The sequence below is a fragment of the Hydrogenophaga laconesensis genome, from assembly GCF_031457235.1.
In the GTDB taxonomy this organism is placed as follows: Bacteria; Pseudomonadota; Gammaproteobacteria; order Burkholderiales; family Burkholderiaceae_C; genus Hydrogenophaga; species Hydrogenophaga laconesensis.
The window spans coordinates 361272-386272 of the sequence record NZ_JAVDWE010000001.1; the positions used below are offsets into that span (position 1 = coordinate 361272).

The following is a 25001-nucleotide window of genomic DNA, read 5'->3' on the forward strand; positions in this document are numbered from 1 at the left end:
GGCGGAGCCGTCCCCTGATGCCTCTGGAATCTGCCACGCGCTCCGGCGCTGTGAACACTTTTATCAACCACTAGGAACCTTGAAATGATCAAACGGCAACTGCTCAAATCCACCCTGGCCATCGCCCTGGCGGCCAGCATCGTCACGCCCCTGCTCGCGCAGGACAAGCCGCTGAAGATCGGTGTCACCGCCGGCCCGCATGCACAGATCTTCGAACAGGTGAAGAAGATCGCGGAAAAAGACGGCCTGAAGATCCAGATCGTCGAGTTCAGCGACTACGTGCAGCCCAATGCCGCGCTCGCCGCCGGCGACCTGGACGCCAACAGCTACCAGCACAAGCCCTACCTGGACAACCAGATCAAGGACCGGGGCTACAAGTTCACTGCCGTTGGCTACACGGTGAACTTCCCCATCGGCATTTACAGCAAGAAGGTCAAGAGCCTGAAAGACCTGCCCGAGGGCGGCAAGGTTGGCATTCCGAACGACCCCACCAACGGTGGCCGCGTGCTGCTGGTGCTGCAGGACCAGGGCCTCATCAAGCTCAAACCCGACGCCGGCCTGCGCGCCACGCCGCTGGACGTGACCAGCAACCCCAAGAAGCTGAAGTTCGTGGAGCTCGACGCCGCCCAGCTGCCGCGTTCGCTCGACGACCTCGACGCCTCGGCCATCAACACCAACTACGCGCTCTCCGCCGGCCTGAACCCTGGCAAGGACGCTATCGCACAGGAAAGCGCCAAGAGCCCCTATGTCAACCTCATCGCCGTGCGCGAGGCCGACAAGGACAAGCCCTGGGTCGCCAAGCTGGTGAAGGCTTACCAGTCGCCCGAGATCAAGACCTTCATCCAGACCGAGTTCAAGGGCTCTGTCCTGGCTGGTTTTTGACCCACCCCTGCCGCGCTTCGCGCGACCCCCTCAAGGGGGCGACACCAGCGGCCCGGCAAAGCCGGTTCCGCGGTGTCTCTGGAACGAGAAAACGCCACCTCCATTTCTGACATGACAACCACTCGGCAGATGCACCTCGGTGCCTTGTTCTTCGGCGCGGGCCACCACCTGGCCGCCTGGCGGCACCCGGACGTGGTGCCCTCGGCGGGCGGGCAGATCGCCGCGCTCACCGAATGGACGCAGCTCGCCGAGGCCGCGAAGTTCGACGCCATCCTCTTCGCCGACAACGTCGGCCTGCCCGGCCCGCCCGACGAGGTGGTGACGAAGAACGCGCTCTGGTACCCGCTGGACCCGGTGCTCACCCTGGCCGCGCTGTCGCAGAACACCACGCACATCGGCCTGGTGGCCACCGTCTCCAGCACCTACCTGCCGCCCTACCACCTGGCCCGCAAGTACGCCACGCTCGACCAGCTGAGCGGCGGGCGCTCGGGCTGGAACCTCGTCACCTCGGGCAGCGACTTCGAAGCGCGCAGCTTCGGGCTGGACCAGCAGATCGCCCACGCCCAGCGCTACGAGCGCGCACGCGAATACGTGCAGGTGGTGAAAGGCCTGTGGGACACCTGGGAAGACGACGCCTTCATCGAGGACAAGGCGGCCAACCGCTTCTTCGACCCCGCGAAGCTGCACCGCGTGGCGCACGACGGCACGCACTACAAGGTGCACGGCGGCCTGCAGACGCGCCGTTCGCCGCAGGGCCACCCCGTGCTGGTGCAGGCCGGTTCGTCCGCCGACGGGCAGGACCTGGCCGCCGCCAGCGCCGAAGTGGTGTTCACCGCGCAGCAGAGCGCCGAGGAAGCGCGCAAGTTCTACAACAGCCTCAAGGGCCAGCTGGCGGCGTACGGCCGCTCGCACGACGCGCTGAAGATCCTGCCTGGCATCTCGCCCTTCGTGGGCCGCACCCAGCAGGAAGCGCAGGACAAGCTCGAGCAGCTCCAGTCGCTCATCGACCCGGTGCTCGGCGTCGGCCTGCTCTCCACCTTCCTTGGCAATGTGGATCTGTCCCGCTACCCGGTGGATGGCCCGTTCCCTCAGGACCTGCCCGTGACGGAAGGCTGGCAGAGTCGGCAGGAGCTGTTCGCCGGCCTTGCGCGCCGCGAAGGCCTGACGATCCGCCAGCTGTACGAACGCGTGGCCGGCGCCCGTGGCCACTGGACGGTGGTGGGCACGCCCGAGTCCATCGCCGACCAGCTCGAACACTGGTTCACCACCGGCGCCGCCGATGGTTTCAACGTGCTCGCGCCCACGCTGCCACACGGCCTGAAGGACTTCACGCAACTGGTGGTACCCGAACTGCAACGGCGCGGCCTGTTCCGCACCGAATACACCGGTCGCACGCTGCGCGAGCACCTGGGCCTGCCGCGCCCCGCGCACCCGGCCACCGCTTCACACCCCGCACGCGAAACCGTGCCCGCCTGACCCTTCTCATCAAGGAGCTTTTCCCCATGTCGAACGACCCGCAGAAAGACTGGCAATTCGAAACCCGTTCGGTGCACGCCGGCTACCGGCCTGACCCCACCACCAAGGCGGTGGCGGTGCCGATCTACCAGACCGCCGCCTACGCGTTCGACAACGCACAGCACGGCGCCGACCTGTTCGACCTGAAGGTGCCGGGCAACATCTACACGCGCATCATGAACCCGACGCAGGACGTGCTGGAGCAGCGCATTGCGTCGCTCGAAGGCGGCATTGCCGCGCTGGCGCTGGCCTCGGGGCAGGCTGCGGTGACGTACGCGATCCAGACCATCACCGAAGCCGGCGACAACATCGTCTCCAGCACCGCGCTGTACGGCGGCACCTACAACCTGTTCGCGCACACGCTGCCGCAGTTCGGCATCACCACCCGCTTCGCGGACCACCGCGATCCGGCCAGCTTCGAGCCGCTGATCGATGCGCGCACCAAAGCCATCTTCGTCGAGTCCATCGGCAACCCGCAGGGCAACATCACCGACATCGCGGCCATCGCCGCCATCGCGCACAAACACGGCGTGCCGCTGATCGTGGACAACACCGTGGCCACGCCCTGGCTGCTGCGCCCGATCGAACACGGTGCCGACATCGTGGTGCAGTCGCTCACCAAGTACCTGGGGGGCCACGGCACCAGCATCGGCGGCGCCATCATCGACAGCGGCAAATTCCCCTGGGCCGAGCACAAGGCCCGCTTCAAGCGACTGAACGAGCCCGACCCGAGCTACCACGGCGTGGTCTACACCGAGGCGCTGGGCCCGGCCGCCTACATCGGCCGCGCGCGCGTGGTGCCGCTGCGCAACACGGGTGCGGCCATCTCGCCGTTCAACGCCTTCCTCATCCTGCAAGGCATCGAGACGCTCTCGCTGCGGCTGGACCGCATCAACGCCAACACGCTGCGCGTGGCAAAGCACCTGGAAAAGCACGCCAGGGTGGCATGGGTGAACTACGCCGGCCTGCCCGGCCACCCTGACCACGCGCTCGCCCTGAAGTACCTCGGCGGCCACGCCTCGGGCCTGCTCACCTTCGGCGTGAAGGCCGCCCCCGGTGAAAGCCGCGCGGCCGGTGCGCGCTTCCTCGACGCGCTGCAGCTCTTCACCCGCCTCGTGAACATTGGCGATGCGAAATCGCTCGCCACGCACCCGGCCTCCACCACGCACCGCCAGCTCTCGCCTGAGGAGCTGCAGAAGTCGGGCGTGCCGGAAGACGCGGTGCGCCTGTCCATCGGCATCGAGCACATCGATGACCTGCTGGCGGATCTCGACCAGGCGCTTGCCGCTGTCTGACCTCTTTTTCAACAACAGGAGACCCCACGATGAAACGAACCCTCGGCCTGGTGGCCGCCACGCTCGCACTGCTGTGCGGCTCTGTGCAGGCCCAGACCGCGCCCGATGTGCAGACCCGCGCCTGGGCCGCTTCCTGCGCCGCGTGCCACGGCACCGGTGGCAAGAGCAACAGCGCCATTCCCTCCATCAACGGCCAGGACAAACAGGTGCTGCTGACCAAGCTGCTCGCCTACAAGCGCGACCAGTTGCCCGCCACCGTGATGCACCAGCACGCCAAGGGTTACACCGACGCCGAGCTCGACCGCCTGGCCGACCACTTCTCCCACCAACCGAAATAACAACGAGGAGCACCACCCCATGACCATCCAACTCAACCGCCGGCACCTGCTGGCCGCCGCCGGCGGCGCCGCAGCCGCACTCGCCCTGCCCGGCTGCGCCTCCGTGTCCAGCGCGCCCAAGGCGCGCGTCGTTGTCATCGGTGGCGGCTTCGGCGGCGCCACCGCCGCCAAGTACATCCGCCTGTGGGCCCCCGAGATCGAAGTGGTGCTGGTGGAACGCGAAGCCGCTTTCGTCTCCTGCCCGCTCAGCAACCTCGTGCTCGGCGGCTCCGAGAAGATCGAGAACATCACCACCGGCTACGACGCGCTGCAGAAGAAGCACGGTGTGCGCGTGGTGCGCGACGAGGCCATCGCCATCGACGCCGCGAAGAAGGAGGTGCGCCTGGCGCGCGGCGACACGCTGAAGTACGACCGCCTCATCGTTTCGCCCGGTGTCGACTTCCAGTACGACCAGGTGCCCGGCCTGCAGACGGCCGATGCCCAGGCCCGCGTGCTGCACGCCTGGAAGGCCGGCCCGCAGACCGTGGCCCTGCGCAAGCAGCTCGAAGCCCTGCCCGATGGCGGCGTGTACGCGCTGCACATCCCCAAGGCACCCTACCGTTGCCCGCCCGGCCCGTACGAACGCGCCGCGCAGGTGGCCTTCTATTTCAAGAACCACAAGCCGCGCAGCAAGGTGCTGGTGCTCGACGCCAACCCGGACATCACCTCCAAGAAGGCCCTCTTCCTGAAGGCCTGGAACGAGCTGTACCCCGGCATCGTGGAATACAAGCCCAACAGCGAAGTGGTGCGCGTGGACGCGGCGAACCACACGATCGAACTGCAGTTCGAGACCGTGCGCGCGGGCGTGCTCAACGTGGTGCCGCCACAGCAGGCAGGCCGCATCGCACAGACCGCCGGGCTCATCACCGCCAACAACAAGTGGTGCGGGGTGAACTTCCAGACCTTCGAGTCCACCGTGGCCCCGGGCATCCATGTGCTGGGCGATGCGACGCTCTCCGCACCCGGCATGCCCAAGTCCGGCTTCATGGCCAACAACCACGCCAAGGTGGCGGCCGACGCGGTGATCGCGCTCATCCAGGGCCGCCCGGTGAACCCCGACCCCATCATCGCCAACACCTGCTACAGCTTCGTGAGCGATACCGACGTGGTGCACGTCGCGTCCGTGCACAAGTGGAACGCCGAGCAGAAAACGCTGGTGGCCGTGCAGGGTGCGGGCGGGCTCACGCCCACCGCCAACGCGCTGGAAGGCCAGTACGCGAAATCGTGGGCAAAGAACATCTGGGCTGACGCATTGTTATGAAACACACCCGCCGCGCCTTGCGCGCGCCCCTCGAGGGGCAGGCTCTGCGGCCCGGCAAAGCCGGTTCCGCGATGCCCCTGGCCTGCGTCACCTCGCGCGGCGGGCGGATTGAACAGAAAGTCGAATCATGAACTTCCAGCAACTCCGATCGGTGCGTGAGACGGCGCGCAACGGCTTCAACCTCACCGAGGTCGCCGCCATGCTCTACACCTCGCAGCCCGGCGTGAGCCGGCAGATCCGCGAGCTGGAGGAAGAACTGGGCGTCACCATCTTCGCTCGCGCCGGCAAGCGCCTCACCGGCCTCACCGCGCCGGGGCAGACGCTGCTGCCCATCGTCGAGCGCCTGCTGCAGGAGGCCGACAACCTCAAGCAGGCCGGCAAGGACTTCGTTTCGCGCCTCGAGGGTGGCCTGTCCATCGCAGCCACGCACTCGCAGGCCCGCTACGCGCTGCCCCACGCGGTGCGCGACTTCCGCGCGCTGTTCCCGCAGGTCACGCTCAACCTGCACCAGGGCTCGCCCAAGCAGGTGGCCGAGATGCTGATCGCCGGCGAGGCCGACATCGGCATCGCCACCGAAGCACTGGCCACCTACCCGCAGCTCGTCACGCTGCCCTGCTACCGCTGGACGCACAGCATCGTGGTGCCGCACGGCCACGCGTTGCTGCGCGAGGAAGGCCCGCTCACGCTCGCGCAGCTGGCCGAGCACCCCATCATCACCTACGACCAGGGCTACACCGGCCGCTCGCACATCGACGACGCGTTCGCCAAACAGGGTGTGCAGCCCAATGTCGTCATCACGGCGATGGACGCCGACGTGATCAAGACCTACGTGGAGCTCGGCATGGGCGTGGGCATCGTCGCCAGCATCGCCGTGGACCCCGAGCGCGACCGCCTCCTGCACGCGCTCGACGCCCGGCACCTGTTCGAGATCAACGTCACGCGGCTGGCGGTGCGGCGCGGCACCTGGCTGCGCGGCTATGCGTACAGCTTCATCGAGAACTTCGCACCGGGCTTGAACCGCCAGGTGGTGGAGGAGGCGCTGAACGACGAGATCGTGACGGTGTGATTCGGTCACCCGCCCGCCTGCCCCTCAGCGCGACATCTTCTCCGCCTTCCACACCTCCGCAAACGCCTCGCAGAACGCCGCCTGGATCAGCGATGGCGGGCTGTAGCGGTTGCGCAGCACGGCCACGGGCAGGCGCTCCTGGGTCTGGAAGGGCTTCACGGTGAGGCGGCTGAAGGTGGCGCCCGCGACAGCCAGGCGGTCCACCACTGCCACACCGCCACCGGCCTGCGCCTGCCAGCAGGCCGATGTGGCGGAGCGCACGAGGGTGTGGATGTTCAGGCTGGTGTTCGCCCGGCCGTAGGCGCGACGCAGCGCCTGGCCATACGGCGTGTCGGCCGGCGAGCTGATCACGCGCTCCCCCACCAGATCCGTGGGTGTCACCGTCCGCTTGCTGGCGAGTCGATGGTCCGGTGGCACGACGCAGGCAAAACCGCATTCGTAGTCGGCCACCGGCATCAGGTTGGGATGCTCGTTGGGCAGCAATGCGACGCCCACATCCGCCGAGCGGTCGAGCAAGGCATCCACCAGAATGGGGGCCACCAGGATTTCCATGCGCGTCTGCAGGCCGGGAAATCGTGTGGACAACAGGGCCAGCGCTCTCGGCACGAGGTAAGGCGCCAGACTGGCCGAAACGGCGACCGTCAATGTGCCGCTGCGTGGCGAGGCCAGCGCTCGGGTGGTGTCTCGCACCCGTTCAACGCCGCGCCACAGCGCATCGATCTCGATGTGCAGGGCCTGTGCCTCGGCGGTCGGCACAAGCCGGCCCTTGACCCGCACGAACAGGGCGAACTTCAGCGAGCGCTGTGCCTGCGCCAGCATCTTGCTCACCGCGGGTTGCGAGATGTGCAGCAACTCGGCGGCACCCACCACGCCGCCCGTGAGCATGACGGCACGAAACACTTCCATCTGGCGCAGGTTCATGGCAGGAACATAACCGAAAGTTAAGTCCTATCCAACTCTTTTCATTTGACGCTGCGTGACGGCAAAAGCACCATCGACTCAAGAGGCCACCACGGCCCAACCCTGGAGACATCGCCATGCAGAAAGCCTTTTCCCTCACCCGGCGCCACACCGTCATGGGCGCGCTGGCCAGCCTTGCATTGCCCGCCTGGGCCCAGGGCGGCAAATACCCCAGCCGCAATGTGCGCATCGTTCTGCCGCAGCCACCGGGCGGTGCCGCCGACCGGCTCGCACGCCTCATCGGCGAGCGGCTGGAGGCGCACTGGAAGCAGAGCGTGATCATCGAAAACAAGCCAGGCGGCGGCGTGGTCATCGGCACGCAGACCGTGGCCCGTTCCGCACCCGATGGCTACACCATCGGTCTGCTCGGCAGTTCGTTGAGCATCAACGCCGTGCAGCGCAAAGACCTGCCCTACAGAATCGAGGATCTGACGCCCATCGCACGGGCGGGCTACTACACCGTGGCCCTGGTCGCCTCGTCGAAATTCCCCGCCAACGACATCAAGTCGCTCATCGAGTACGCGAAGTCGCAGCCCGCGGACAGCATCTCGTTCGGCTCCAACGGCATCGGCACGTCGGCGCATGTGGCGGGCGAGATGCTCAACCACATGGGCGGCATCCAGCTGCAGCATGTGCCATACAACGGCGCCGCCAAGATGTACACCGACATCGCTGGCGGTGTGCTGCCCATGGGTTTCTCCGTGGTGAGCTCGGCGGAGAGTTTCATCAGCTCAGGACAGATGAAAGTGCTCGGCGTCACGAGCCTGCAGCGCAGCCCGATGTACCCACAGTGGCCCACCATCGCCGACACCCTGCCCGGCTTCGAAGCCATCAACTGGGCCGGTTTCTGCGGGCCGGCTGGCATGCCGCGGGAGATCACGCAGCAGATTGGCCAGGATCTCATCGCCGTGCTGAAGATGCCCGACATGGCCAAGTCGCTGCAAGCCTCGGGCTTCGAGCTCGCCCCACAGGGCCCTGCCGAGTTCGGCGAATTCATCCAGAGCGAAATCAAGCGCTTCGCACAAGTCACCAAACCCCTGCCTGGACAGAAGTGAGCCATTTCGTGAGTGCCACCTACCAACTCTCCCGCACCATTCCCTCCGACGAACCCTACGACCTCGTCGTTGCGGGCGGCGGCCCGGCCGGCACCGCGGCAGCCGTCTGCGCGGCCCGCCTGGGCCTGAAAGTCCTGCTGGCCGAAGCCACCGGGTGTCTGGGTGGCATGGGCACCAGCGGACTGGTGGCGTCGTTCGGCCCGGTCTCCGACGGTGAACGCATGCTGGTGGGCGGCTTCATGAAAGAGTTGCTCGACACCATGTGGGCGCAGGACGCCTTTGCACCGCAGGTGACGCAGGAGTACCTGAACCGCCAGTTGAACCGCTGGGTGCCGTTCAAACCCGAACACCTCAAGCGCATCCTGGACGATTTCACGGTGCAGGCGGGGGTCGAGGTCCGCTTCTTCACGCGCGTGGTGGAAGCCGATGTCGATGGCCGCCGGCTCAACGGTGTGGTGGTCAGCAACGTGGAAGGGCTGCGCTACGTGCCCGCGAGGGCCTTCGTGGACGCCACCGGAGACGCGGCGCTCGCCACCCTGGCGGGCGCGGAATGCAAGGTCGTTCTGCGCGACACCGAAACCGTGGCACCGAGCACGCTGTGCTCCATCCTGGCCGGCATGAACTGGAACGACCCGGCCTACGACGGCAACGGGCTGGACACCATCAAGGCGCGCGTGCGCAGCGAATGGGTGCCCAAGGCCATCGACGACGGCTTCTTCACGCAGGAGGACCGCTTCTTCCCCGGCATGAACCGCATCGGTCCGCAGGGCGCCACGCTCAATGCGGGCCACGTCTTCAACCTGAATCCGCTGTCGGTCAGAAGCCTGTCGGACGGCATGGTGCTGGGCCGCAAACTCGCGGTCGAGTACACCGAGTTCTACCGCCAGTACGTGCCCGGCTGCGAGCAGGTGGAGCTGCTGGGCACCGCGCCGTCGATGGGGGTTCGCGACTCGCGCCGCATCGTGGGCGAGTTCGAACTGGGCATCGACGACTTCCTGGCGCGCCGGCAGTTCGCCGACCAGGTCGCGGTCTACAACCGGCCGACCGATGTGCACCCCAGCGACACCAGCAAGAAGGAGTACGAGCGCTTCCTCAAGGACTTCCACGGCAAGGACAACCTGGGGCATGGGGAGTGCGTGGGCATCCCCTACAGCATCCTGGTGCCCCGTGGCTGGGAAAACCTCTGGGTGGCCGGCCGTTGCCATTCGAGCGAGACCAAGGTGCATGGCTCCATCCGCGCCCAGTCGGCCGCATACATGATGGGCCAGGCCGTGGGCACCGCGGCCGCCCAGTCCATCCGCACCGGACAACCCGCGAACGACCTCGACACCCGGGACCTCGTGCAGACCTTGCGCCAGGCCGGCGCCTTCCTGCCCCAGAAAGAGCTCGCGCGCGACATGACCCGCGTCTGAGGCTTCGAGAAATTCCATGTTCACCACCAACTCACACCCGACCGGCCGCCACTTCCTGCAGATTCCCGGCCCGAGCCCCGTGCCCGACCGCGTGCTGCGGGCCATGAGCCTGCCCACCATCGACCACCGGGGCCCCGAGTTCGGCGCGCTCGGTCGCCAGGTGCTGCTGGGCATGCGCGAGATTTTTCAGACGAAGCAGCCGGTGGTCATCTACCCGGCATCGGGCACCGGTGCATGGGAAGCCGCGCTGGTGAACACGCTCAGCCCGGGCGATGACGTGCTGATGTACGAGACCGGGCACTTCGCTTCGCTCTGGGCCCAATTGGCCAGGCGGCTGGGCCTCAAGCCGGAAGTGCTCACGCTGCAGGTGGACGATCCGGTGCTGCCCAACGCACCCGGCTGGCGGCGCGGCGTCCAGGCCGATCTCATCGAGGAACGCCTGCGCAAGGACGATGCGCACCGCATCAAGGCGGTCTGCGTCGTGCACAACGAAACGTCCACCGGCGTGACGTCGGACATCGCGGCCGTCCGCCGTGCCATCGACGCCGCGCGGCACCCTGCCCTGCTCCTGGTCGACAGCATCTCAGGGCTCGCCAGCGCCGACTACCGCCACGATGAGTGGGGCGTCGACGTCACGGTGAGCGGATCGCAGAAGGGCTTGATGCTGCCGCCCGGCATGAGCTTCAACGCCCTCTCCCCTCGTGCACTGGAGGCCTCGAAGACGGCCAGGCTGCCGCGCTCCTTCTGGGCGTGGGACGAGATCGTGGAGATGAACAAGACCGGGTACTGGCCCTACACCCCCAACACCAACCTGCTCTACGGCCTGTCCGAGTCGCTGGACATGCTGCTGGGCGAAGGCCTGCCGCAGGTCTTCGCACGCCACCAGCGCTGGGCAGCGGGCGTGCGCGCGGCGGTGGAGGCCTGGGGCCTGCCCATCCAGTGCGCGGACCCGGCGGTGTACTCACCCATCCTCACCGGCGTCATCACCCCCGAGGGTGTGGACGCCGACGAGGTGCGCCGGCTGATCCACGAACGGTTCGACCTGTCGCTGGGCACGGGCCTCGGAAAACTCAAGGGGCGCATGTTCCGCATGGGCCACCTGGGCGACAGCAACGACCTCACGCTGGTGGCGATGGTGGCGGGTGTGGAGATGGGCTTGAAGCTGGCGGGTGTTCCGCTTGCGGACAGCGGCGTGCGGGCGATCATGGCGCACTTCGAGCGGGGCTAGGACAACCACTCCCGCACCACCTCTTCCGTGTGCGCCCCGAGCGCAGGCGGCCCCAGCGCGTACGACACCGGCGTGGCCGACAGGCGCAGCGGGCTGGCCACGGTGCTCAGCTCACCGGCCGGCCCGGGCATGGGCACACGCAGGCTGCGCGCCACCACGTGGGGGTCGGCGAACACCTGGGCGATGTCGTTGATCGGCCCGCAGGGCACGCCCGCCTTTTCCAGCGCGTCGATCCATTGCGCGGTGGTGCGCTTCACCGTCTCGGCCCTGAGCAGCGCGACCAGTGCCTCCCGGTGCTCCACGCGCGCCGCGTTGGTGCGAAAGCGCGCGTCGGCGGCCCATTCGGCGTGGCCGGCCACTGTGCACAGGCGCTCGAACTGGCCGTCGTTGCCGACCGTGAGGATCATGTGCCCGTCGGCGGTCGGGAAGTCCTGGTAGGGAACGATGTTGGGGTGCGCATTGCCCATGCGCTGCGGCACGAGGCCGCCCACCAGGTGGTTGGCGGCCTGGTTGGCGAGGGCGGCCACCTGCACGTCGAGCAGGGCCACGTCGATGTGCTGGCCCTCGCCGGTGCGGTGGCGGTGTTGCAGGGCGGCCAGGATGGCGTTCGAGGCGTAGAGCCCGGTCATCACATCGACCAGCGCCACGCCCACCTTCATCGGTCCGCCCCCGGGTTCGGTGTCGGCCTGGCCGGTCACGCTCATCAGGCCGCCCATGCCCTGGACGAGGAAGTCGTAGCCGGGCCGCTGGGCGTAGGGCCCGGTCTGGCCAAAGCCGGTGATGGAGCAGTAGATGAGCCCGGGGTTGACCTGGCTCAGGCTCGCGTAGTCCAGCCCGTACTGCGTGAGCCCGCCGACCTTGAAGTTCTCGACCAGCACATCGGTCTGCGCGGCGAGCCGGCGGATGAGCGCCTGCCCGTCTTCGGACGACAGGTCGATGGCGACGGAGCGCTTGCTGCGGTTCGCGCAGGTGAAGTAGGCGGACATGTCATGCGCCGGGTGGTCGGCACCACCCACCCAGGGCGGCCCCCACGCGCGCGTGTCGTCACCGGTGCCCGGGCGTTCGACCTTGACCACATCGGCCCCGAGATCGCCCAGCATCTGCGTGGCCCAGGGACCCGCGAGCACGCGCGAGAGATCGAGCACCTTCACGCCGTGAAGGGCCCCCGGCTTCGGCGAGCTCATTCGGCGCGGATGCCGTTGCGCAGCGTGCCGATGGCGTCCACCTCCACCTCGCACACGTCGCCCGGCTTCATGAAGACGGGTGGCGTGCGCTTGCTGCCGACACCGCCCGGCGTGCCGGTGACGATCACGTCGCCGGCCTCGAGTGGCACGAAGGTGGAGATGTAGGCGATCAGGCGCGGAATGCTGTGCACCATCATGTCGGTGGTGGCGCGCTGCAGTTCCTGCCCGTTCAGGCGGGTGACGAGCGTCATGGTCTGGTCGGGCGCGATCTCGTCGGCGCTCACCATCCAGGGGCCGAACGCGCCGGTCTTCCAGAAGTTCTTGCCGGGGCCCCATTGCGAGGTGTGGAACTGCCAGTCGCGCACGCTGCCGTCGTTGTAGCAGCTGTAGCCCGCGATGTGCGGCCAGGCATCGGCTTCGGCGATGTGGCGGCCGCCCTGGCCGATGACGATGGCGATCTCGCCTTCGTAGTCCAGCTGTTCGGAGACGCGGGGATGCACGATGTCGTCGCCACTCGCCACCTGCGAACTCGCCACGCGCAGGAAGATGACGGGTTTCTCCGTCACGGTCTTGCCGGTCTCGCGGATGTGTTCACCGTAGTTCAGGCCGACGCAGAGGATCTTGCCCGGGTTGGGGATGACGGGGAGCAGCGTCACCTCGCTCAAGGGCAGCGCGACCTGCGCCTGCGCGATCCGGGTGGAGGCGTCCGCGAAGAGGTCGGCCGCGATGAACGCTTTCAGGTCTGGTGCACGCGCGCCGTAGAGCCGCCCGAGGTCGACCACCCCGTCGCCCACGATGGCGCCGTAGCTGTCCTGGCCGGTGTGTTGGTAACTGACGAGTTTCATGGCTGTCTTGCGTCGCGGCCTCTCACTCCGGTGTGATCTTCGCGGTGCGCACGATCTCGGCGTAGCGCTTTTCCTCGGACTGCACGAAGGCGGCGAACTCCGCCTGCGGCCGGCCCGAGGGTTCGTAGCCGCCCTGGATGAGGAAGTTGCGCACCTCCGGCACGGTGATCGCCTTGCGGAACTCGGTGTTCAGCCGCGCCACGATGGGCGCCGGCGTGCCGGCCGGGGCGAACACCGCGTGCCAGCCGCTGTCGAACGTGAAGCCTTGCAGGGACTCGGCAACTGTCGGCACGTTCGGCAGTTCGGACCAGCGCTTGGTGCTGGAGAAGCCAATGGCCTTGAGCTTGCCGCTCTTGACCTGGGCGACCGCCGTGGTCGGCGGGATGAACATGGCCTGCACCTCGCCCGACATCACGGCCGTGAGTGCCGGTGCCGCGCCCTTGTAGGGCACATGGGTCATCTCGATGCCGGCGCGGCTGGCAAACGTCTCCGCAGCCAGGTGCAGCGTGTTGCCGATGCCGGGCGACGAGAAGCTGACCGGGCGGTTGCGCTTGGCGTAGTCGAGGAAGGCAGGGATCGTGTCCACGCCCAGCGCGGGGTTGACCACCAGCAGGTAGCCGTCGCCCATCGCCACATCGGTGATCGGCAGGATCTCGCGGGCGAGGTCGTAGGGCACCTTCTTGTACACGCTGGGGTTGATCACGATGGATGGCGTGGTCAGCAGCAGCGTGTAGCCGTCTGGCGCGGCCTTGGCCACGGCCTGTGCGGCGATCATGCCGTTGGCGCCCGCGCGGTTCTCGATCACGAGGGACTGGCCGATCGAGCGCGACACCTGTTCGGCGATCGTGCGGGCGATGGAATCTGGCGTGCCGCCTGCGGCAAAACCCACCAGCAGCTTGATGGGGCGCTGCGGATAGGTGTCCTGCGCGAAGCCCATGCCAGGCAGCAGCGCGGCGCCTGCGGCGAGCGCCAGGAAAGAACGCCGGTTCGGCGGGGCCTCGAAAGGAATGTGCTGGGATGTCATGCGTGTTGTCTCGCTCTGGGTTGGTGGATGGCTCGAAAAAATCTTAGAGCGCCAGCCCGCTGCCTACAATCCGGGTCATGCACGAAAGTCCACAACATGGACGTTAAGTCCAAGACGCCCACCCAGGGGGCACAAAGCCTGCGGCGCGCCCTGGCGGTGTTGCGCCTGGTCGCCGAGACCCAGGAGCACGGCATCCGTCTGGTCGACCTGGTGGCCGGCACCGGCCTCAACCGCCCCACCGTGCACCGCCTGCTGCAGGTGCTGCGCGAGGAAGGCGTGATCGAGCAGGACGAGGAAACGCGCCGCTACCGGGTGGGTGCCGAACTCGCGCTGCTGGGCATGGCGCGCGGCAACCGCTTTCCCATCCGCGGCATCGCCGAGCCCTTTCTTCACGACCTGGCGGCGAAGGTCGGCGACACGGTGTTCCTCACCATCCGCCAGGGCGCCGACAGCATCGCCATCGACCGGGTCACCGGCCGGTACCCGATCCAGGTGCTGGCCACGGAAACCGGCGTGCGCCGCCCGCTGGGCGTGGGCGTGGCCGGTGTGGTCATGCTCGCCTGCATGCCAGCGGACGAGGCCACGGCGCTCATCAGCGGCAACGCCCGCCGGCTGGCCCGCCTCGGCATGACGGCCACCGGCCTGCAGGCGCGGGTGGCCGAAGCGCACAAGCTCGGCTATGCCTGGGCGCCGAGTGGGGTGGTGCCCAACACCAGCGCCGTGTCCGTTCCCGTGCTCGACGAGCACGGCGAGGCGCTGGCGGCGGTCACCGTCGCGGCGATGGCAGACCGGCTGTCCGACCACCGGCTGACCGAGGTCGTCGCGGCGCTGCAGGACACCGTGCGCCGCATCGCGCGCCGTCGAAGGGAACTGGCGGCGCGCCGCACGCGTTGACGTCCACGATATGGACGTTTGCGGAAGTTGGCGATTGCCTGCCTGGCAGGACGGGGGCTAGAGTCCCGTTCTCCTGACCAGCGCACCCCACCTTCACAATGAAAGCCATCCAGATCCACCACACGGGGGGACCCGAGGTGTTGCGCCATGTCGATCTGCCCGACCCACAGCCCGGGCCCGGTGAGGCCGTCGTCCGGGCCGAGGTCATCGGCGTCGGCAAACCGGACGTGATGATCCGCACCGGCGTCTACCCGTGGATGCCGCCGCTGCCGGCGGTCCTCGGCAACGAGATGGTGGGCACCGTGGAATCGCTCGGGCCCGGTGCCAGCGGCGTTCAGACCGGCCAGCGGGTGCTGATCAGCGCGCGCGAACTGCCCACGCGGGGTGGCTGCTATGCGGAACGAATCCGTGTGCCGGCCGACGCCCTCTTCCTGCTGCCGCCGTCGGTGGACGCCTTCGCCGCCGCGAGCCTGGGCAACTACCAGCTTGCGCAGGGCATGCTGTTCGACTCCGGCTCTCCGGCACCGCGGTCGATCGTGGTGCAGGCCGCGGCCGGGGGAGTCGGCATCGCGCTGGTGCAGACCGCCGCCGCGCACGGCATCCAGGTGATCGCGGTGGCGGGTTCGGAAGCCAAGTGCGCCTACGCCCGCGAGGCGGGCGCGCACCACACCCACCTGCGCGGCAGCGGCGACCTGAGGCAGGCCGTGCTGGCCGCCACCGAAGGGCGCGGTGTCGACATGGTGTTCGACCACGTCGGCGGCCCTGGCCTTCTGCCGCAGCTCGACCTGCTCGCGCCGCGCGGCACCCTGCTTTCGTACAACGTGCTGCAGGGCCTGCCGGAAGAGAACGTCGTCGCGGCGCTGCGCCAGCGGCTCGACCGCAGCCTGGCCATCCGCTGCTACTCGGTGCACGTGCTGGACCGCGAGCCCGTGCGCCGGCGCGAGCTGATGAACAACGCGATCGGGATGCTGGCGCAAGGCCGCATCCAACCACCGGCACCCCGCCGATTCCCACTGAAGGATGCGCAGGAGGCGCACCGCCTGCTCGCCGCGCCAGACGCCCTCGGAAAGATCGTGTTGGTGCCCTGACCCCTCAACCAGAAGGACTTTGAAAATGATGATTGCCGATTCCCAAGTGCACCTCTGGGGCGACGAGACGCCCGACCGCCCCTGGATTCCGGGTGGCCAGGAGCGCCTGCGCCACATGGGGCACCTCACCTCGCTCGGGCCCGACTTCCTCATCGGCCAGATGGACGAAGCGGGCATTGACCGCGCGGTGATCGTGCCGCCCACCTGGGACCGCGACCGCATCGACGTGGCCCTGCAGGCCTGGCGCCGCGCGCCAGACCGCTTCCGGATCATGACGCGCATTCCCCTGGACGATCCCGAGGCCGCCAAGAAGATGCTGCAGTCGCTGCGCGACGAGCCCGCGGTGGCCGGTGTGCGGCTGACCTTCAGCTTCGAGGTCGAGCGCGACTGGATCCACGACGGCACGGCCGACTGGTTCTGGCCCTACGCCGAGGAGCACGACATTCCCGTGATGATGCTGGTGCCGCGCCACAAGGACAAGGTGGCAAGGGTCGCCGAGAAGCACCCCGGCCTGCGGATCGCCATCGACCACATGGGCATCCTGGGCAACACGACCGACGACAAGATCGCCCCCTTCATCGCGGACACCGTCCAGCTCGCGCGCTACCCGAACATCGCGGTGAAGATCTCGAACATCCCGAGCTTCTCCACCGCGAAGTACCCCTTCACCAACGTCATGCCGTATGTGAAGCAACTGGTGGAGGCCTTCGGCGCGCAGCGCTGCTTCTGGGGCACCGACCTGTCGCGCCAGCTGGGCAAGTACGGGGTCGGCTACAAGGAAGGTGTCGAGCTCGTGACCGAGCACATGCCCTTCCTCTCCGATCGCGAAAAAGCCCTGGTGCTCGGCGAGGCGCTGTGCACCTGGCTGCGCTGGGACGGCCGCTGAGCAGGAGGCCGCATGAATCTCGGAATCGCGGGCCGGCACGCCCTCATCTGCGCATCGTCCAAAGGCCTGGGCCTGGCCTGCGCCACCGCCCTGGCGCAGGAAGGCTGCGAGGTGACGATCAACGGGCGCGACGCGCAGGCACTGGAGAGCGCCGCGCAGCAACTGCGCAAACTCACCGGCGCCAGGGTCACGGCCATCCAGGCCGACCTGAACACCGTGCAAGGCCGCGAACAGATCATTGCCGCCTGCCCTGCGCCCGACATCCTGGTCAACAACAACGCCGGCCCCCCACCTGGCGACTGGGCCAGTTTCACGCGTGAAGACTGGCTTGGCGCAGTGGAGTCGAACATGCTCGCGCCGATCGCGCTGATCCAGGCCTATGTGCCCGGCATGCGCGCGCGCAGGTTCGGGCGCGTGGTGAACATCACCTCGGCCATGGTGAAGGCGCCGCTGGTGCACATGTCGCTTTCGACCACGGCGCGCGCCGGGCTCACGGCCTTCTGCAAAGCCGTGTCGCGCGACGTGGCGGCGGACAACGTGACCATCAACAACCTGCTGCCGGAGCGGATCGACACGGGCCGGCAGCAGTTCATGATCGAGCGCCGCGCCAGGCTCGATGGCGTGTCGCTCGAACAGGCCCGGCACACCATCACCCAGACCATCGCCGCCAGACGCTTCGGCACACCGGAAGAATTCGCCGCCACCTGCGCCTACCTCTGCAGCGATCTGGCCGGCTTCATCTCGGGCCAGAACGTGCAGGTGGACGGGGGCACGTATGCCGGCTTGATGTAGGCGCGCATCCAGGTCGTGCCCCATGGCTATACTCCGGCGGCCAAGCCCGCGAAGGGCCTGACCGGGCTGGTTCTCCTGCTGGAATTCCTGTAGCGAAAGATCGGGAACACCTGGGCGGCCCCACCCGTTCGAACCACGCCCCTCACGAGGGGGCGGTGGTGGTTGCAGAGAGCACCAGGGAGCAACAGACATGAGCACGAAACTCAGCCCGTCCGGGTCGGTATTCACCCGTGAGCGCCGCACGCAGTTCGCGTCCCGCGTTGTCACCGTTTCCGCGAAGGCCGCCAACCAGGCGCAGCAGCTCGCCCAATCCTTGCAAAAGCTCACCGCGCTGGTGGAAGAGCTGTCCACGCGGGCGGCCACCGACCCGGGCGGACGCGGGCCGGTGGCCGCCAGGGTGCGCCTGTTTCCCGAACGTAGCCTGGCCATGGGCCGCCACCTGGAGAGCCAGCTCCGGGGCCTGCAACAGACGATCGAAACGCTGCAGAGCCTGGCGCGGAGCGAAACCAGCAAGTGACGGTGCGGATGGCGCGGGGCCGGCGAAGGCCTTGGTGGTGGAGAAATGGCGAACAAGCCCCTCCTACAATCCGGCCAGCACAGCCCCTCGACGACAACCCGTGCCTGAACGTGCCCCACACCGGTGACCCCCCTGCAAGACAGACGACATTCCGGCTGATCGCCGTGATGTTCATGTGCCTGCTGGTGCTGGCCGGGGTTTCGCTGGGCGGCGCGGCCGCACATCCGGGGCAGAGCGCACCCGATACGCACCTCTTCGACCACGGCTCGCCGTTGCGCCATGCCGTGATGACGGCGCCCGCACGCCCGGCGATCGCCGCCGCACGCCCCGCTGCGACAAAGGCCAGCCTGTCCAAGCGCTCGGGCGACGCACTCCCTCCGGAAGAGCACATCTGCGTTGTGCCCGGCGTGTCCGGCGGACCTGCCCCCGGCGCGCACGCTTCGACGTTCACCGGGCCCGCACCCCGCGGCTACCTGGCCCGCGCCCCGCCTGCCCGGGCGTGACGCCTGGCGCATTCCTCCGAAGCGCACCCCCTCTGAAGACACCGCTGTCGCGATGTGCCGCCGCGCCCATGGCGCCGCGCCGCTTCGCCGCGCGTGTCCATCGCCTCTTCACGGATTCCTTGTCATGACTTCATACGACTACGCCCTGACCATCGGCTCGCTGGCGGCCCTGCTGCTCTGGATCGCCTGGAACGAACGCAAGAACGACAACCCGCGCGACGCCAGGCTGCTGCTCGCGCTGGGCTCCGTTGCCGGGTTGGCCGCCGGCGCTCTGGCGCTTCTGGCTCCGCCCTGAACAAGGTGCCAGAACCAGCCATGGTTGCCGATGAAGGTGGCCATGAGCCCACCCTCATCGGCGTGCGCGCCTCGGCCTTTCTCTTGGGTGCGCGATGGGGCATGTCCGGCAGTTTCACGGTCCCGGCCATGGCCCCACGCCGCTTGCAACCCGCGCCCGCTAGTACAGTGCACTGCCTTATCAACAACTTCACCCAAGGAAACGACATGCCCAAGGCTTACTGGATGGCCACCTACCGCTCGATCAGCAACCCCGACGCCCTGGCCGAGTACGCCCGGCTGGCCGGCCCGGCCATCCAGGCGGCCGGCGGGCGTTTTCTGGCGCGTGGCCTGCCCGCACAGGTGTATGAAGCTGCAGAGAACCAGCGCGCCGTGCTGATCGAGTTCGACAGCGTGGCCAGCGCCAAGGCAGCGCACGACAGCGCGCAATACCAGCTGGCGCTCGAGGCGCTGGGCGATGGCGCGGTGCGCGACATCCGCATCGTCGAGGCGGTGGAGTAATCGCCAGCGGGTCTGCCAGGGTGAATGGGTGAGCCCGATGCGGCGGCGGCACCCCGCAGTGGCACGTGAGCAGGGTCATCTGTTGACTACCGAACAGTGCGCGCAGTGGCTTCGTGGTGTGATGCGGGGAAGATTGACCGTCACCAACCATCTTTGAAGCCAACCTGGAGGACCACAGCGTGGACGAACCCATTCGGTGGATTCCGTATTGCGGCGAGGCGCCGGGTCCGGAAGTCTGGCTGAGCCGCTGGAATCTCGATCCGCTGCTGGGTGGGGTTCTGTTCCTGTTCGGGCTGGCGCTCTGGCTCTGGCCCTCGAGTGACGATCTCACTCCCAGGCAGCGCCTGGGTCTGCGTGCCGCGTGGGTTCTCACGCTCGTGCTCTACGTATCGCCTCTGTGCGCCCTGAGTTCGGCCTTCTTCACGGTGCGGGTGGTCCACCATATGGCGCTCGTGCTGGCGATCGCGCCGCTCCTGGCATTCGGGCTTGAACCATGGCTTCGGCGGCTGCCGACCCCGCTCTGGAGCGTCACGGCCCTCAGCGCGGTGGTTTTCTGGATCTGGCACGCACCCGCTCCGTACGCGGCCGCCCTGTCGTCGGACGGGATCTACGCGCTGATGCAACTCACCCTGCTGGCCAGCGCAATCGGCTTCTGGACGGCGATCCGTCGATCGCCACCGGCATCGGCGCTGGGCGCCATCCTGGTCACGACGGTGTTGATGGGCCTGCTGGGCGCCTTGATCACGTTCGCCGCACAGCCGTTGTACCCCCCGCACTTCGCGTCCGCCCTGGCCTGGGGTGTTTCGCCACTGGAAGACCAGCAGGTCGCCGGCATCGTGATGTGGGCACCGGGCAGTTTCGCCTACCTCGCCGCGGCGATGTGGATCGGCTGGCGCTGGATGTCTGACGAACGTGCGAGCGGCTGGCGCGCCGGTCCCGCATGAATCTCGTTGCGGCCATCGAGTGGGCCGAGGGCTGCATGGGCGCGGTCGTCAGTCGCGGATGGGTGTTGCCTTCCATTGGGTGATGACCGTGCTGTTCAGCGCCATGCCTTCCTTCGTTTTCATGACCTGACGGCGGTTCCCGCTCCGCCAGCCCTGAGCGCGGGAACACGGCTTGCCAATGGATGCCATGAGCCCGCCTGCCTTCAACCCCTTCGGCCCCGACATCGGGGATGTCGCCGAGCACGGAGAGCCTTTGCTGGCGGGCAACCGCTTCGATCTTTTCGAGCATGCCGACGAGGTTCGCGTCGCCCAGGTGGCAATGTTTGAACGCGCGCTGGTGAAGGCCATTCTGGCGGCGACCGAGCGTGGGTGGACGTGTCGGTGCTGGTGCCGGGTGGCATGTGGAGCCACTGGTGGTGGCAGCGCTGCGCGGCGCACTCCTGCGCTCGACGGCGCGTGCACCAGGGGGATCGCAAGTGCCCCTTCCCACCCCACTGCGTGATGGAAGGGACGTGGTCCCGCCTGGCGCTGGACGGCGGGGCGCGTCGGCATGGGCTTGCGCTGGAGGAAGGCGCCGATCTGATCGTGCAAGACACCGGATTCGCCCACGCCCTCGAGGCGGTGTGCCGCCGCGCCACGCTGCATGCGGCGGCGCTGGCGGGTGGCGTTTCTCGTCCCGCGAAGCTGGCCAGCCCGGGCCTTTGAGGGCTGGCAGGTATGTCCATTGCCCCTGCAGGTCACAGATGACGCTTGAACGGTGAAACGGCATCTGCATTTGTGACCACTCACCGAAAGGACACTCTCATGCCTCAGAACGACAACCGCAACCGCCAGCGCGGGGGTTCGCAGCAGCAAGCCTACAGCCAGAACGAGCGCCAGCAGGGCTGGCACGAGACGTCGCGCCAGCCACAGGGCGACTATGGCTGGGGCCGCGACCACGCTCCCCTGGGCAGTGGCAACGACAACGATTGGCGCCGCCAGCAGGACAACCTGGGCGCCTACCGCGATTCGGAATCGCGCGACGACTGGCGCGACGCCCGCAACGCGCAGGTCCCTTACCACCCGCGCGATCAGGACGACCGCTATGGACAGTACGGCCTGCGCCGTTCATCAGGCGGTGGGCAGCAGGACCGCTGGGACGACAACGGGGACTACGGACCGTTCGGTCGCGACTATGGCTATGGCATGCGCGACCGCGATGAGCAGCGCCACCGTGCCTTCGACCAGCAGGAACGTGACCGCTCTCAACGCCCCAGCGGCCTGGATCGTGACTACCGAGGGGCCAGCTACGCAGGCCCGGGTGGCTACGGAGGTGGCTACGGCAGCAGCTACAGCGGCTCAGGCCAGGGTCGCGAACGTGATCGCGAGCAGGGGCACGACGCCGACTACAGCCAGTGGCGCCGCGAACAGCTGAGGGCGCTGGACGACGACTACGACCAGTGGCGTCAGGACCGGTTCAAGAAGTTCTCTGACGAGTTCACCACCTGGCGCTCCTCGCGCAGCCAGCAGCAGAACCTGGGCAAGGACGAAGCCGGCTCCACGCCGGGCAAGAAGAAGGACCCGAGCTGACCGCTCGACACGTGAATCCGGAGGGCGGCGCACGCTGCTCTCCGGCCTTTGCTGACCGTGGGGCCGCACAAGAAGGATTTGCAGCAAGACATGCGGTCGCATCCTCACCTGGAGATTCCCATGAGACCACGGCCTGCCGTCTTGCGATTCCACACCGGGACGATCGGCTTTCGTTGAACACATCCAGGGAGAGTTCCATGGCGAAGTACCGCCCCAAGGCGTCCGAGAAGGTGGAGAAGGCAGTGCACGAGATGAAGGAAGGCACGCTCAAGACCGGCTCGGGGAAGAAGGTCACCAGCCGCAAACAGGCCGTGGCGATCGGGTTGTCCGAAGCGCGCGATGCCGGCGGCAAGGTGCCGAAGAAGCGCTCTGACCGCTCCAGCTGACCGTCCCCCACACACCCGCACAGACCGATGACACCACCATCCGACCGAAGCCGCCTCCTCGTCCTCCTCTCCGTTCTGCTGGCGCTGACGGGCCTCTGGTTCGTGGGCGGGGGCGCCTGGCTGGTGTCGCTCGGTGGGTCGGTGTACTACGTGGTGGCCGGTGTGGTGCTGCTGCTGGTGGCGGTACAGGTGTGGAACCGGCACGCCGGCGCGCTCTGGCTGTACGCGGCGTTCTTCCTGGCCACGCTGGCGTGGAGCCTGTGGGAAACGGGCCTGGCCTGGTGGCCGCTGGCCGCACGCACCGACGTGTTCTTCCTGCTGGGCCTGCTGTTGATCACACCATGGACGGTGCGCCGCCTGCGGCACGATCCGTCGCCCGGAAGCCGCGAACCCGGGGAGCACCTTCATCCAGGCTGGTCCAGCGGGCGCAGCGTGCTCGCGGTGGTGCTCACGCTGTACGCCGGTGTGGCCGTGGGCACCTGGATGGCCGATCCCACGGCGATCAAGGGCACGCTCGGCGACGCCCCCCGCGATGCAGCCGTGGCCGATGCCGGGGTGCCTGAAGGGGAGTGGCACGCCTACGGACGCACCGGCCAGGGCCAGCGCCATTCGCCCCTGAGCCAGATCCAGGTGGACAACATCCACAGGCTGGAGGTGGCATGGCAGTACCACACCGGCGACCGGCGCGGGCAGCCGGGTGACCCGGAGGAGACCACGTTCCAGGTGGCGCCGCTCAAGGTCGGCGACCGCCTGTTCATCTGCACGCCGCACCACTTCGCCATCGCCCTGGACGCCACCACCGGCAAAGAGCTCTGGCGTTTCGACCCGAAGGTGCAGAGCGGCCTGGCCCTGCAGCACCAGACCTGCCGCGGCCTGTCGTACTCCCCGGCGGCCAGCGCCGCCGAGGCGGTGCCAGACGCTCCGTTCCCCGATGCACCCGAGCTGCCCGTGGCCGCGCAGACCGGCCCCGCCGTGGACAGCTGCATCGGCATGCTGTACCTGCCGACGGCAGACGGGCGCGTGATCGCGCTGGACCCCGAGACCGGTGCGGTGTGCCGCACGTTCGGCGGCGGCACGGGCCAGATCAACCTCTGGCGGGGCATGCCCAACGTGCGTCTGGGCGGTTACTACGCCACATCGCCTGTCGTCGTCTCCGAACGCGTGCTCGTCGTGGGCGGCACGGTGCTCGACAACACATCCACACGCGAGCCTTCGGGCGTGGTGCGCGGATACGACGTGCGAACCGGCGCGCTGCTGTGGAACTGGGACCCGGCGCGGCCCGACGGCGACACCGCACCCATCCAGCCAGGTCAGACCTACGTGGAGAGCACACCGAACGTGTGGTCGATCATGAGCGTGGACGAGACGCTGGGCATGGTGTACCTGCCGGTGGGCAACCCCACCACCGACCAGTGGGGGGGCGAGCGCAGCGAGGCCACGGGCCGGGTCGGCTCGTCCGTGGTGGCGCTGGACCTGGCCACCGGCCGCCTGCGCTGGGTGTTCCAGACCGTGCACCACGATCTGTGGGACTACGACGTGCCCGCGCAGCCCACGCTGGTGGACCTGACCATCCGCAACGAAAAGGTTCCCGCGCTGGTGCAGCCCACCAAGCAGGGCGAGCTGTTCGTGCTCGATCGCCGCACCGGTGAGCCGGTGCACCCCGTGAACGAAGCGCCGGCGCCACAGGGCGCCGCGAGCGGTGACCGCACCGCGCCCACGCAGCCCGTGTCGGCCCTGTCGTTCGATCCGCCGCCGCTGAAGGGCAAGTCCATGTGGGGCGCCACCCCGCTGGACCAGCTGTTCTGCCGCATCGCCTTCCACCGCCTGCGCTACGAGGGGCGCTTCACGCCGCCCTCCACCGAAGGCACGCTGGTCTACCCCGGCAACTTCGGCGTGTTCAACTGGGGCGGCATCGCGGTGGACCCGGACCGGCAGATCGCATTCACCACGCCGGGCTATCTCGCATTCACTTCCACGCTGGTGCCCCGGCCGGACCACACCACACCGATCGTGCAGGACAAAGGCGACCCCGAGGGCGCGCTGCCCGCGCTCAACGAGAACTTCGGCGCGCCCTTTGCGGTCAGGATGGCCCCCTTCGTCTCGCCGCTGGGCATTCCCTGCCAGGCGCCGCCCTGGGGCTATGTGGCCGGGGTGGACCTCAACACCGGCCGCATCGCCTGGAAGTACCGCAACGGCACCGTGCGCGACGTCACGCCGGTGCCATTGCCTTTCAGGATGGGCGTGCCCAGCCTCGGTGGCCCCCTGCTCACGGCCGGTGGCATCGCCTTCCTGTCGGGCACGCTGGACAACTACCTGCGCGCGTACGACGTGAACAGCGGCAAACAGCTCTGGCAGAGCCGCCTGCCCGCCGGCGGCCAGGCCACCCCCGTGAGCTACATTGGCCAGGATGGACGGCAGTACGTGGTGGTGGCCGCCGGTGGTCACGGTTCCCTCGGCACGAAGGCGGGCGACGCCGTCATCGCCTACGCCTTGCCCCGCGCCACACCGCCTCGTTGAGGAGCG

Annotated in this window: 28 protein-coding genes; 23 read left to right on the forward strand and 5 right to left on the reverse strand. The window is 68.1% G+C overall.

The window, feature by feature from the left end:
- Window positions 1-84: 84 nt before the first annotated feature.
- The 6 genes from J2X09_RS01700 to J2X09_RS01725 all read left to right on the forward strand — a co-directional run bounded on the left by J2X09_RS01700 (window position 85) and on the right by J2X09_RS01725 (window position 6396).
- Entirely contained in the window at window positions 85-882 is a 798-nt protein-coding gene (locus tag J2X09_RS01700; protein WP_204731618.1) for a MetQ/NlpA family ABC transporter substrate-binding protein, read from the forward strand.
- Between the two features lie 111 nt (window positions 883-993).
- Window positions 994-2358, forward strand: a complete 1365-nt coding sequence (locus J2X09_RS01705; protein WP_204731619.1) for an LLM class flavin-dependent oxidoreductase — start codon at window positions 994-996, stop codon at window positions 2356-2358.
- A 26-nt stretch (window positions 2359-2384) separates the two neighbouring features.
- Window positions 2385-3692, forward strand: a complete 1308-nt coding sequence (locus J2X09_RS01710; protein WP_204731620.1) for an O-acetylhomoserine aminocarboxypropyltransferase/cysteine synthase family protein — start codon at window positions 2385-2387, stop codon at window positions 3690-3692.
- 29 nt (window positions 3693-3721) lie between these two features.
- Window positions 3722-4030, forward strand: a complete 309-nt coding sequence (locus tag J2X09_RS01715) for a c-type cytochrome (RefSeq protein ID WP_204731621.1) — start codon at window positions 3722-3724, stop codon at window positions 4028-4030.
- A gap of 19 nt (window positions 4031-4049) precedes the next feature.
- Window positions 4050-5330 (forward strand): NAD(P)/FAD-dependent oxidoreductase, encoded by a 1281-nt coding sequence (locus J2X09_RS01720; protein ID WP_204731622.1) that lies wholly within the window; start codon window positions 4050-4052, stop codon window positions 5328-5330.
- A 127-nt stretch (window positions 5331-5457) separates the two neighbouring features.
- Entirely contained in the window at window positions 5458-6396 is a 939-nt protein-coding gene (locus tag J2X09_RS01725) for a CysB family HTH-type transcriptional regulator (protein WP_204731623.1), read from the forward strand.
- Between the two features lie 24 nt (window positions 6397-6420).
- Here the strand turns inward: J2X09_RS01725 and J2X09_RS01730 are convergent, their stop codons facing one another.
- Window positions 6421-7317 carry a LysR family transcriptional regulator gene (locus tag J2X09_RS01730; RefSeq protein WP_204731624.1) on the reverse strand — a complete coding sequence of 299 codons (897 nt, stop codon included), beginning with the start codon at window positions 7315-7317 and terminating at the stop codon, window positions 6421-6423.
- A 116-nt stretch (window positions 7318-7433) separates the two neighbouring features.
- Between J2X09_RS01730 and J2X09_RS01735 the strand changes: the two genes are divergently transcribed.
- Genes J2X09_RS01735 through J2X09_RS01745 form a run of 3 tightly spaced genes read left to right on the forward strand, consistent with a single transcriptional unit; the run spans window position 7434 to window position 11051 of the window.
- Window positions 7434-8411: a Bug family tripartite tricarboxylate transporter substrate binding protein gene (locus J2X09_RS01735; protein WP_204731625.1), complete on the forward strand. Its 978-nt coding sequence runs from the start codon at window positions 7434-7436 to the stop codon at window positions 8409-8411.
- Window positions 8412-8419: 8 nt separating this feature from the next.
- The gene (locus J2X09_RS01740; RefSeq protein ID WP_204731626.1) at window positions 8420-9823 is read left to right on the forward strand and encodes an FAD-dependent oxidoreductase; all 1404 of its coding nucleotides are present in this window, start codon (window positions 8420-8422) and stop codon (window positions 9821-9823) included.
- Window positions 9824-9839: 16 nt separating this feature from the next.
- Window positions 9840-11051, forward strand: a complete 1212-nt coding sequence (locus J2X09_RS01745; protein WP_204731627.1) for a pyridoxal-phosphate-dependent aminotransferase family protein — start codon at window positions 9840-9842, stop codon at window positions 11049-11051.
- Here J2X09_RS01745 and J2X09_RS01750 read toward each other — a convergent pair.
- The 3 genes from J2X09_RS01750 to J2X09_RS01760 are packed head-to-tail and all read right to left on the reverse strand — an operon-like array spanning window position 11048 to window position 14104.
- Window positions 11048-12235 (reverse strand): CaiB/BaiF CoA transferase family protein, encoded by a 1188-nt coding sequence (locus J2X09_RS01750; protein ID WP_204731628.1) that lies wholly within the window; start codon window positions 12233-12235, stop codon window positions 11048-11050. The genes J2X09_RS01745 and J2X09_RS01750 overlap by 4 nt on opposite strands.
- Window positions 12232-13080 (reverse strand): fumarylacetoacetate hydrolase family protein, encoded by an 849-nt coding sequence (locus J2X09_RS01755; protein ID WP_204731629.1) that lies wholly within the window; start codon window positions 13078-13080, stop codon window positions 12232-12234. The genes J2X09_RS01750 and J2X09_RS01755 overlap by 4 nt, the downstream gene beginning before the upstream one ends.
- 22 nt (window positions 13081-13102) lie before the next feature.
- On the reverse strand, window positions 13103-14104 hold the full coding sequence (locus J2X09_RS01760; protein ID WP_204731630.1) for a Bug family tripartite tricarboxylate transporter substrate binding protein: 1002 nt from the start codon (window positions 14102-14104) through the stop codon (window positions 13103-13105).
- 96 nt (window positions 14105-14200) lie between these two features.
- Here J2X09_RS01760 and J2X09_RS01765 point away from each other — a divergent pair, with 96 nt between their 5' ends.
- From J2X09_RS01765 to J2X09_RS01805, 9 genes are all read left to right on the forward strand, one after another.
- Window positions 14201-14998, forward strand: coding sequence for an IclR family transcriptional regulator (locus J2X09_RS01765; protein WP_204731631.1), 798 nt, complete (start codon window positions 14201-14203; stop codon window positions 14996-14998).
- Between the two features lie 98 nt (window positions 14999-15096).
- A complete protein-coding gene (locus J2X09_RS01770) occupies window positions 15097-16086 on the forward strand; it encodes a zinc-dependent alcohol dehydrogenase family protein (RefSeq protein ID WP_204731632.1) in 990 nt (329 codons plus the stop codon).
- A 25-nt stretch (window positions 16087-16111) separates the two neighbouring features.
- Window positions 16112-16972: an amidohydrolase family protein gene (locus tag J2X09_RS01775; RefSeq protein ID WP_204731633.1), complete on the forward strand. Its 861-nt coding sequence runs from the start codon at window positions 16112-16114 to the stop codon at window positions 16970-16972.
- Between the two features lie 12 nt (window positions 16973-16984).
- On the forward strand, window positions 16985-17764 hold the full coding sequence (locus J2X09_RS01780) for an SDR family oxidoreductase (protein ID WP_204731634.1): 780 nt from the start codon (window positions 16985-16987) through the stop codon (window positions 17762-17764).
- A 190-nt stretch (window positions 17765-17954) separates the two neighbouring features.
- Window positions 17955-18281: a hypothetical protein gene (locus J2X09_RS01785; protein ID WP_204731635.1), complete on the forward strand. Its 327-nt coding sequence runs from the start codon at window positions 17955-17957 to the stop codon at window positions 18279-18281.
- Between the two features lie 110 nt (window positions 18282-18391).
- Window positions 18392-18784, forward strand: coding sequence for a hypothetical protein (locus tag J2X09_RS01790; protein WP_204731636.1), 393 nt, complete (start codon window positions 18392-18394; stop codon window positions 18782-18784).
- Window positions 18785-18908: 124 nt separating this feature from the next.
- Complete coding sequence (locus tag J2X09_RS01795; RefSeq protein WP_204731637.1) at window positions 18909-19079, forward strand: hypothetical protein; 171 nt, start codon at window positions 18909-18911, stop codon at window positions 19077-19079.
- 206 nt (window positions 19080-19285) lie between these two features.
- Complete coding sequence (locus tag J2X09_RS01800) at window positions 19286-19579, forward strand: DUF1330 domain-containing protein (RefSeq protein ID WP_204731638.1); 294 nt, start codon at window positions 19286-19288, stop codon at window positions 19577-19579.
- Between the two features lie 179 nt (window positions 19580-19758).
- Complete coding sequence (locus J2X09_RS01805; protein ID WP_204731639.1) at window positions 19759-20523, forward strand: cytochrome c oxidase assembly protein; 765 nt, start codon at window positions 19759-19761, stop codon at window positions 20521-20523.
- 48 nt (window positions 20524-20571) lie between these two features.
- Here the strand turns inward: J2X09_RS01805 and J2X09_RS01810 are convergent, their stop codons facing one another.
- A complete protein-coding gene (locus tag J2X09_RS01810) occupies window positions 20572-20712 on the reverse strand; it encodes a hypothetical protein (protein WP_310307186.1) in 141 nt (46 codons plus the stop codon).
- Between J2X09_RS01810 and J2X09_RS01815 the strand changes: the two genes are divergently transcribed.
- From J2X09_RS01815 to J2X09_RS01835, 5 genes are all read left to right on the forward strand, one after another.
- Window positions 20711-21025 carry a hypothetical protein gene (locus J2X09_RS01815; RefSeq protein ID WP_310307188.1) on the forward strand — a complete coding sequence of 105 codons (315 nt, stop codon included), beginning with the start codon at window positions 20711-20713 and terminating at the stop codon, window positions 21023-21025. The genes J2X09_RS01810 and J2X09_RS01815 overlap by 2 nt on opposite strands.
- Window positions 21025-21228, forward strand: a complete 204-nt coding sequence (locus tag J2X09_RS01820) for a hypothetical protein (protein WP_310307190.1) — start codon at window positions 21025-21027, stop codon at window positions 21226-21228. Before J2X09_RS01815 ends, J2X09_RS01820 begins: the two co-directional genes overlap by 1 nt.
- Before the next feature lie 99 nt (window positions 21229-21327).
- On the forward strand, window positions 21328-22092 hold the full coding sequence (locus J2X09_RS01825; protein WP_204731641.1) for a hypothetical protein: 765 nt from the start codon (window positions 21328-21330) through the stop codon (window positions 22090-22092).
- Window positions 22093-22289: 197 nt separating this feature from the next.
- Window positions 22290-22478, forward strand: a complete 189-nt coding sequence (locus J2X09_RS01830) for a DUF6496 domain-containing protein (protein ID WP_204731642.1) — start codon at window positions 22290-22292, stop codon at window positions 22476-22478.
- Between the two features lie 27 nt (window positions 22479-22505).
- Window positions 22506-24995, forward strand: a complete 2490-nt coding sequence (locus J2X09_RS01835) for a membrane-bound PQQ-dependent dehydrogenase, glucose/quinate/shikimate family (protein ID WP_204731643.1) — start codon at window positions 22506-22508, stop codon at window positions 24993-24995.
- Window positions 24996-25001: the final 6 nt, after the last annotated feature.

Bases quoted from the DNA above. Each gene is read 5' to 3' on its own strand.
- J2X09_RS01830 (WP_204731642.1), top strand. From the start codon at position 22,290: ATGGCGAAGTACCGCCCCAAGGCGTCCGAGAAGGTGGAGAAGGCAGTG.
- J2X09_RS01700 (WP_204731618.1), top strand. From the start codon at position 85: ATGATCAAACGGCAACTGCTCAAATCCACCCTGGCCATCGCCCTGGCG.
- J2X09_RS01710 (WP_204731620.1), top strand. From the start codon at position 2,385: ATGTCGAACGACCCGCAGAAAGACTGGCAATTCGAAACCCGTTCGGTG.
- J2X09_RS01745 (WP_204731627.1), top strand. From the start codon at position 9,840: ATGTTCACCACCAACTCACACCCGACCGGCCGCCACTTCCTGCAGATT.
- J2X09_RS01800 (WP_204731638.1), top strand. From the start codon at position 19,286: ATGCCCAAGGCTTACTGGATGGCCACCTACCGCTCGATCAGCAACCCC.
- J2X09_RS01770 (WP_204731632.1), top strand. From the start codon at position 15,097: ATGAAAGCCATCCAGATCCACCACACGGGGGGACCCGAGGTGTTGCGC.
- J2X09_RS01730 (WP_204731624.1), bottom strand. From the start codon at position 7,317: ATGAACCTGCGCCAGATGGAAGTGTTTCGTGCCGTCATGCTCACGGGC.
- J2X09_RS01735 (WP_204731625.1), top strand. From the start codon at position 7,434: ATGCAGAAAGCCTTTTCCCTCACCCGGCGCCACACCGTCATGGGCGCG.
- J2X09_RS01780 (WP_204731634.1), top strand. From the start codon at position 16,985: ATGAATCTCGGAATCGCGGGCCGGCACGCCCTCATCTGCGCATCGTCC.
- J2X09_RS01810 (WP_310307186.1), bottom strand. From the start codon at position 20,712: ATGGCATCCATTGGCAAGCCGTGTTCCCGCGCTCAGGGCTGGCGGAGC.
- J2X09_RS01720 (WP_204731622.1), top strand. From the start codon at position 4,050: ATGACCATCCAACTCAACCGCCGGCACCTGCTGGCCGCCGCCGGCGGC.
- J2X09_RS01785 (WP_204731635.1), top strand. From the start codon at position 17,955: ATGAGCACGAAACTCAGCCCGTCCGGGTCGGTATTCACCCGTGAGCGC.
- J2X09_RS01795 (WP_204731637.1), top strand. From the start codon at position 18,909: ATGACTTCATACGACTACGCCCTGACCATCGGCTCGCTGGCGGCCCTG.
- J2X09_RS01825 (WP_204731641.1), top strand. From the start codon at position 21,328: ATGCCTCAGAACGACAACCGCAACCGCCAGCGCGGGGGTTCGCAGCAG.
- J2X09_RS01760 (WP_204731630.1), bottom strand. From the start codon at position 14,104: ATGACATCCCAGCACATTCCTTTCGAGGCCCCGCCGAACCGGCGTTCT.
- J2X09_RS01750 (WP_204731628.1), bottom strand. From the start codon at position 12,235: ATGAGCTCGCCGAAGCCGGGGGCCCTTCACGGCGTGAAGGTGCTCGAT.
- J2X09_RS01815 (WP_310307188.1), top strand. From the start codon at position 20,711: ATGAGCCCGCCTGCCTTCAACCCCTTCGGCCCCGACATCGGGGATGTC.
- J2X09_RS01705 (WP_204731619.1), top strand. From the start codon at position 994: ATGACAACCACTCGGCAGATGCACCTCGGTGCCTTGTTCTTCGGCGCG.
- J2X09_RS01765 (WP_204731631.1), top strand. From the start codon at position 14,201: ATGGACGTTAAGTCCAAGACGCCCACCCAGGGGGCACAAAGCCTGCGG.
- J2X09_RS01835 (WP_204731643.1), top strand. From the start codon at position 22,506: ATGACACCACCATCCGACCGAAGCCGCCTCCTCGTCCTCCTCTCCGTT.
- J2X09_RS01820 (WP_310307190.1), top strand. From the start codon at position 21,025: ATGGAAGGGACGTGGTCCCGCCTGGCGCTGGACGGCGGGGCGCGTCGG.
- J2X09_RS01715 (WP_204731621.1), top strand. From the start codon at position 3,722: ATGAAACGAACCCTCGGCCTGGTGGCCGCCACGCTCGCACTGCTGTGC.
- J2X09_RS01725 (WP_204731623.1), top strand. From the start codon at position 5,458: ATGAACTTCCAGCAACTCCGATCGGTGCGTGAGACGGCGCGCAACGGC.
- J2X09_RS01775 (WP_204731633.1), top strand. From the start codon at position 16,112: ATGATGATTGCCGATTCCCAAGTGCACCTCTGGGGCGACGAGACGCCC.
- J2X09_RS01755 (WP_204731629.1), bottom strand. From the start codon at position 13,080: ATGAAACTCGTCAGTTACCAACACACCGGCCAGGACAGCTACGGCGCC.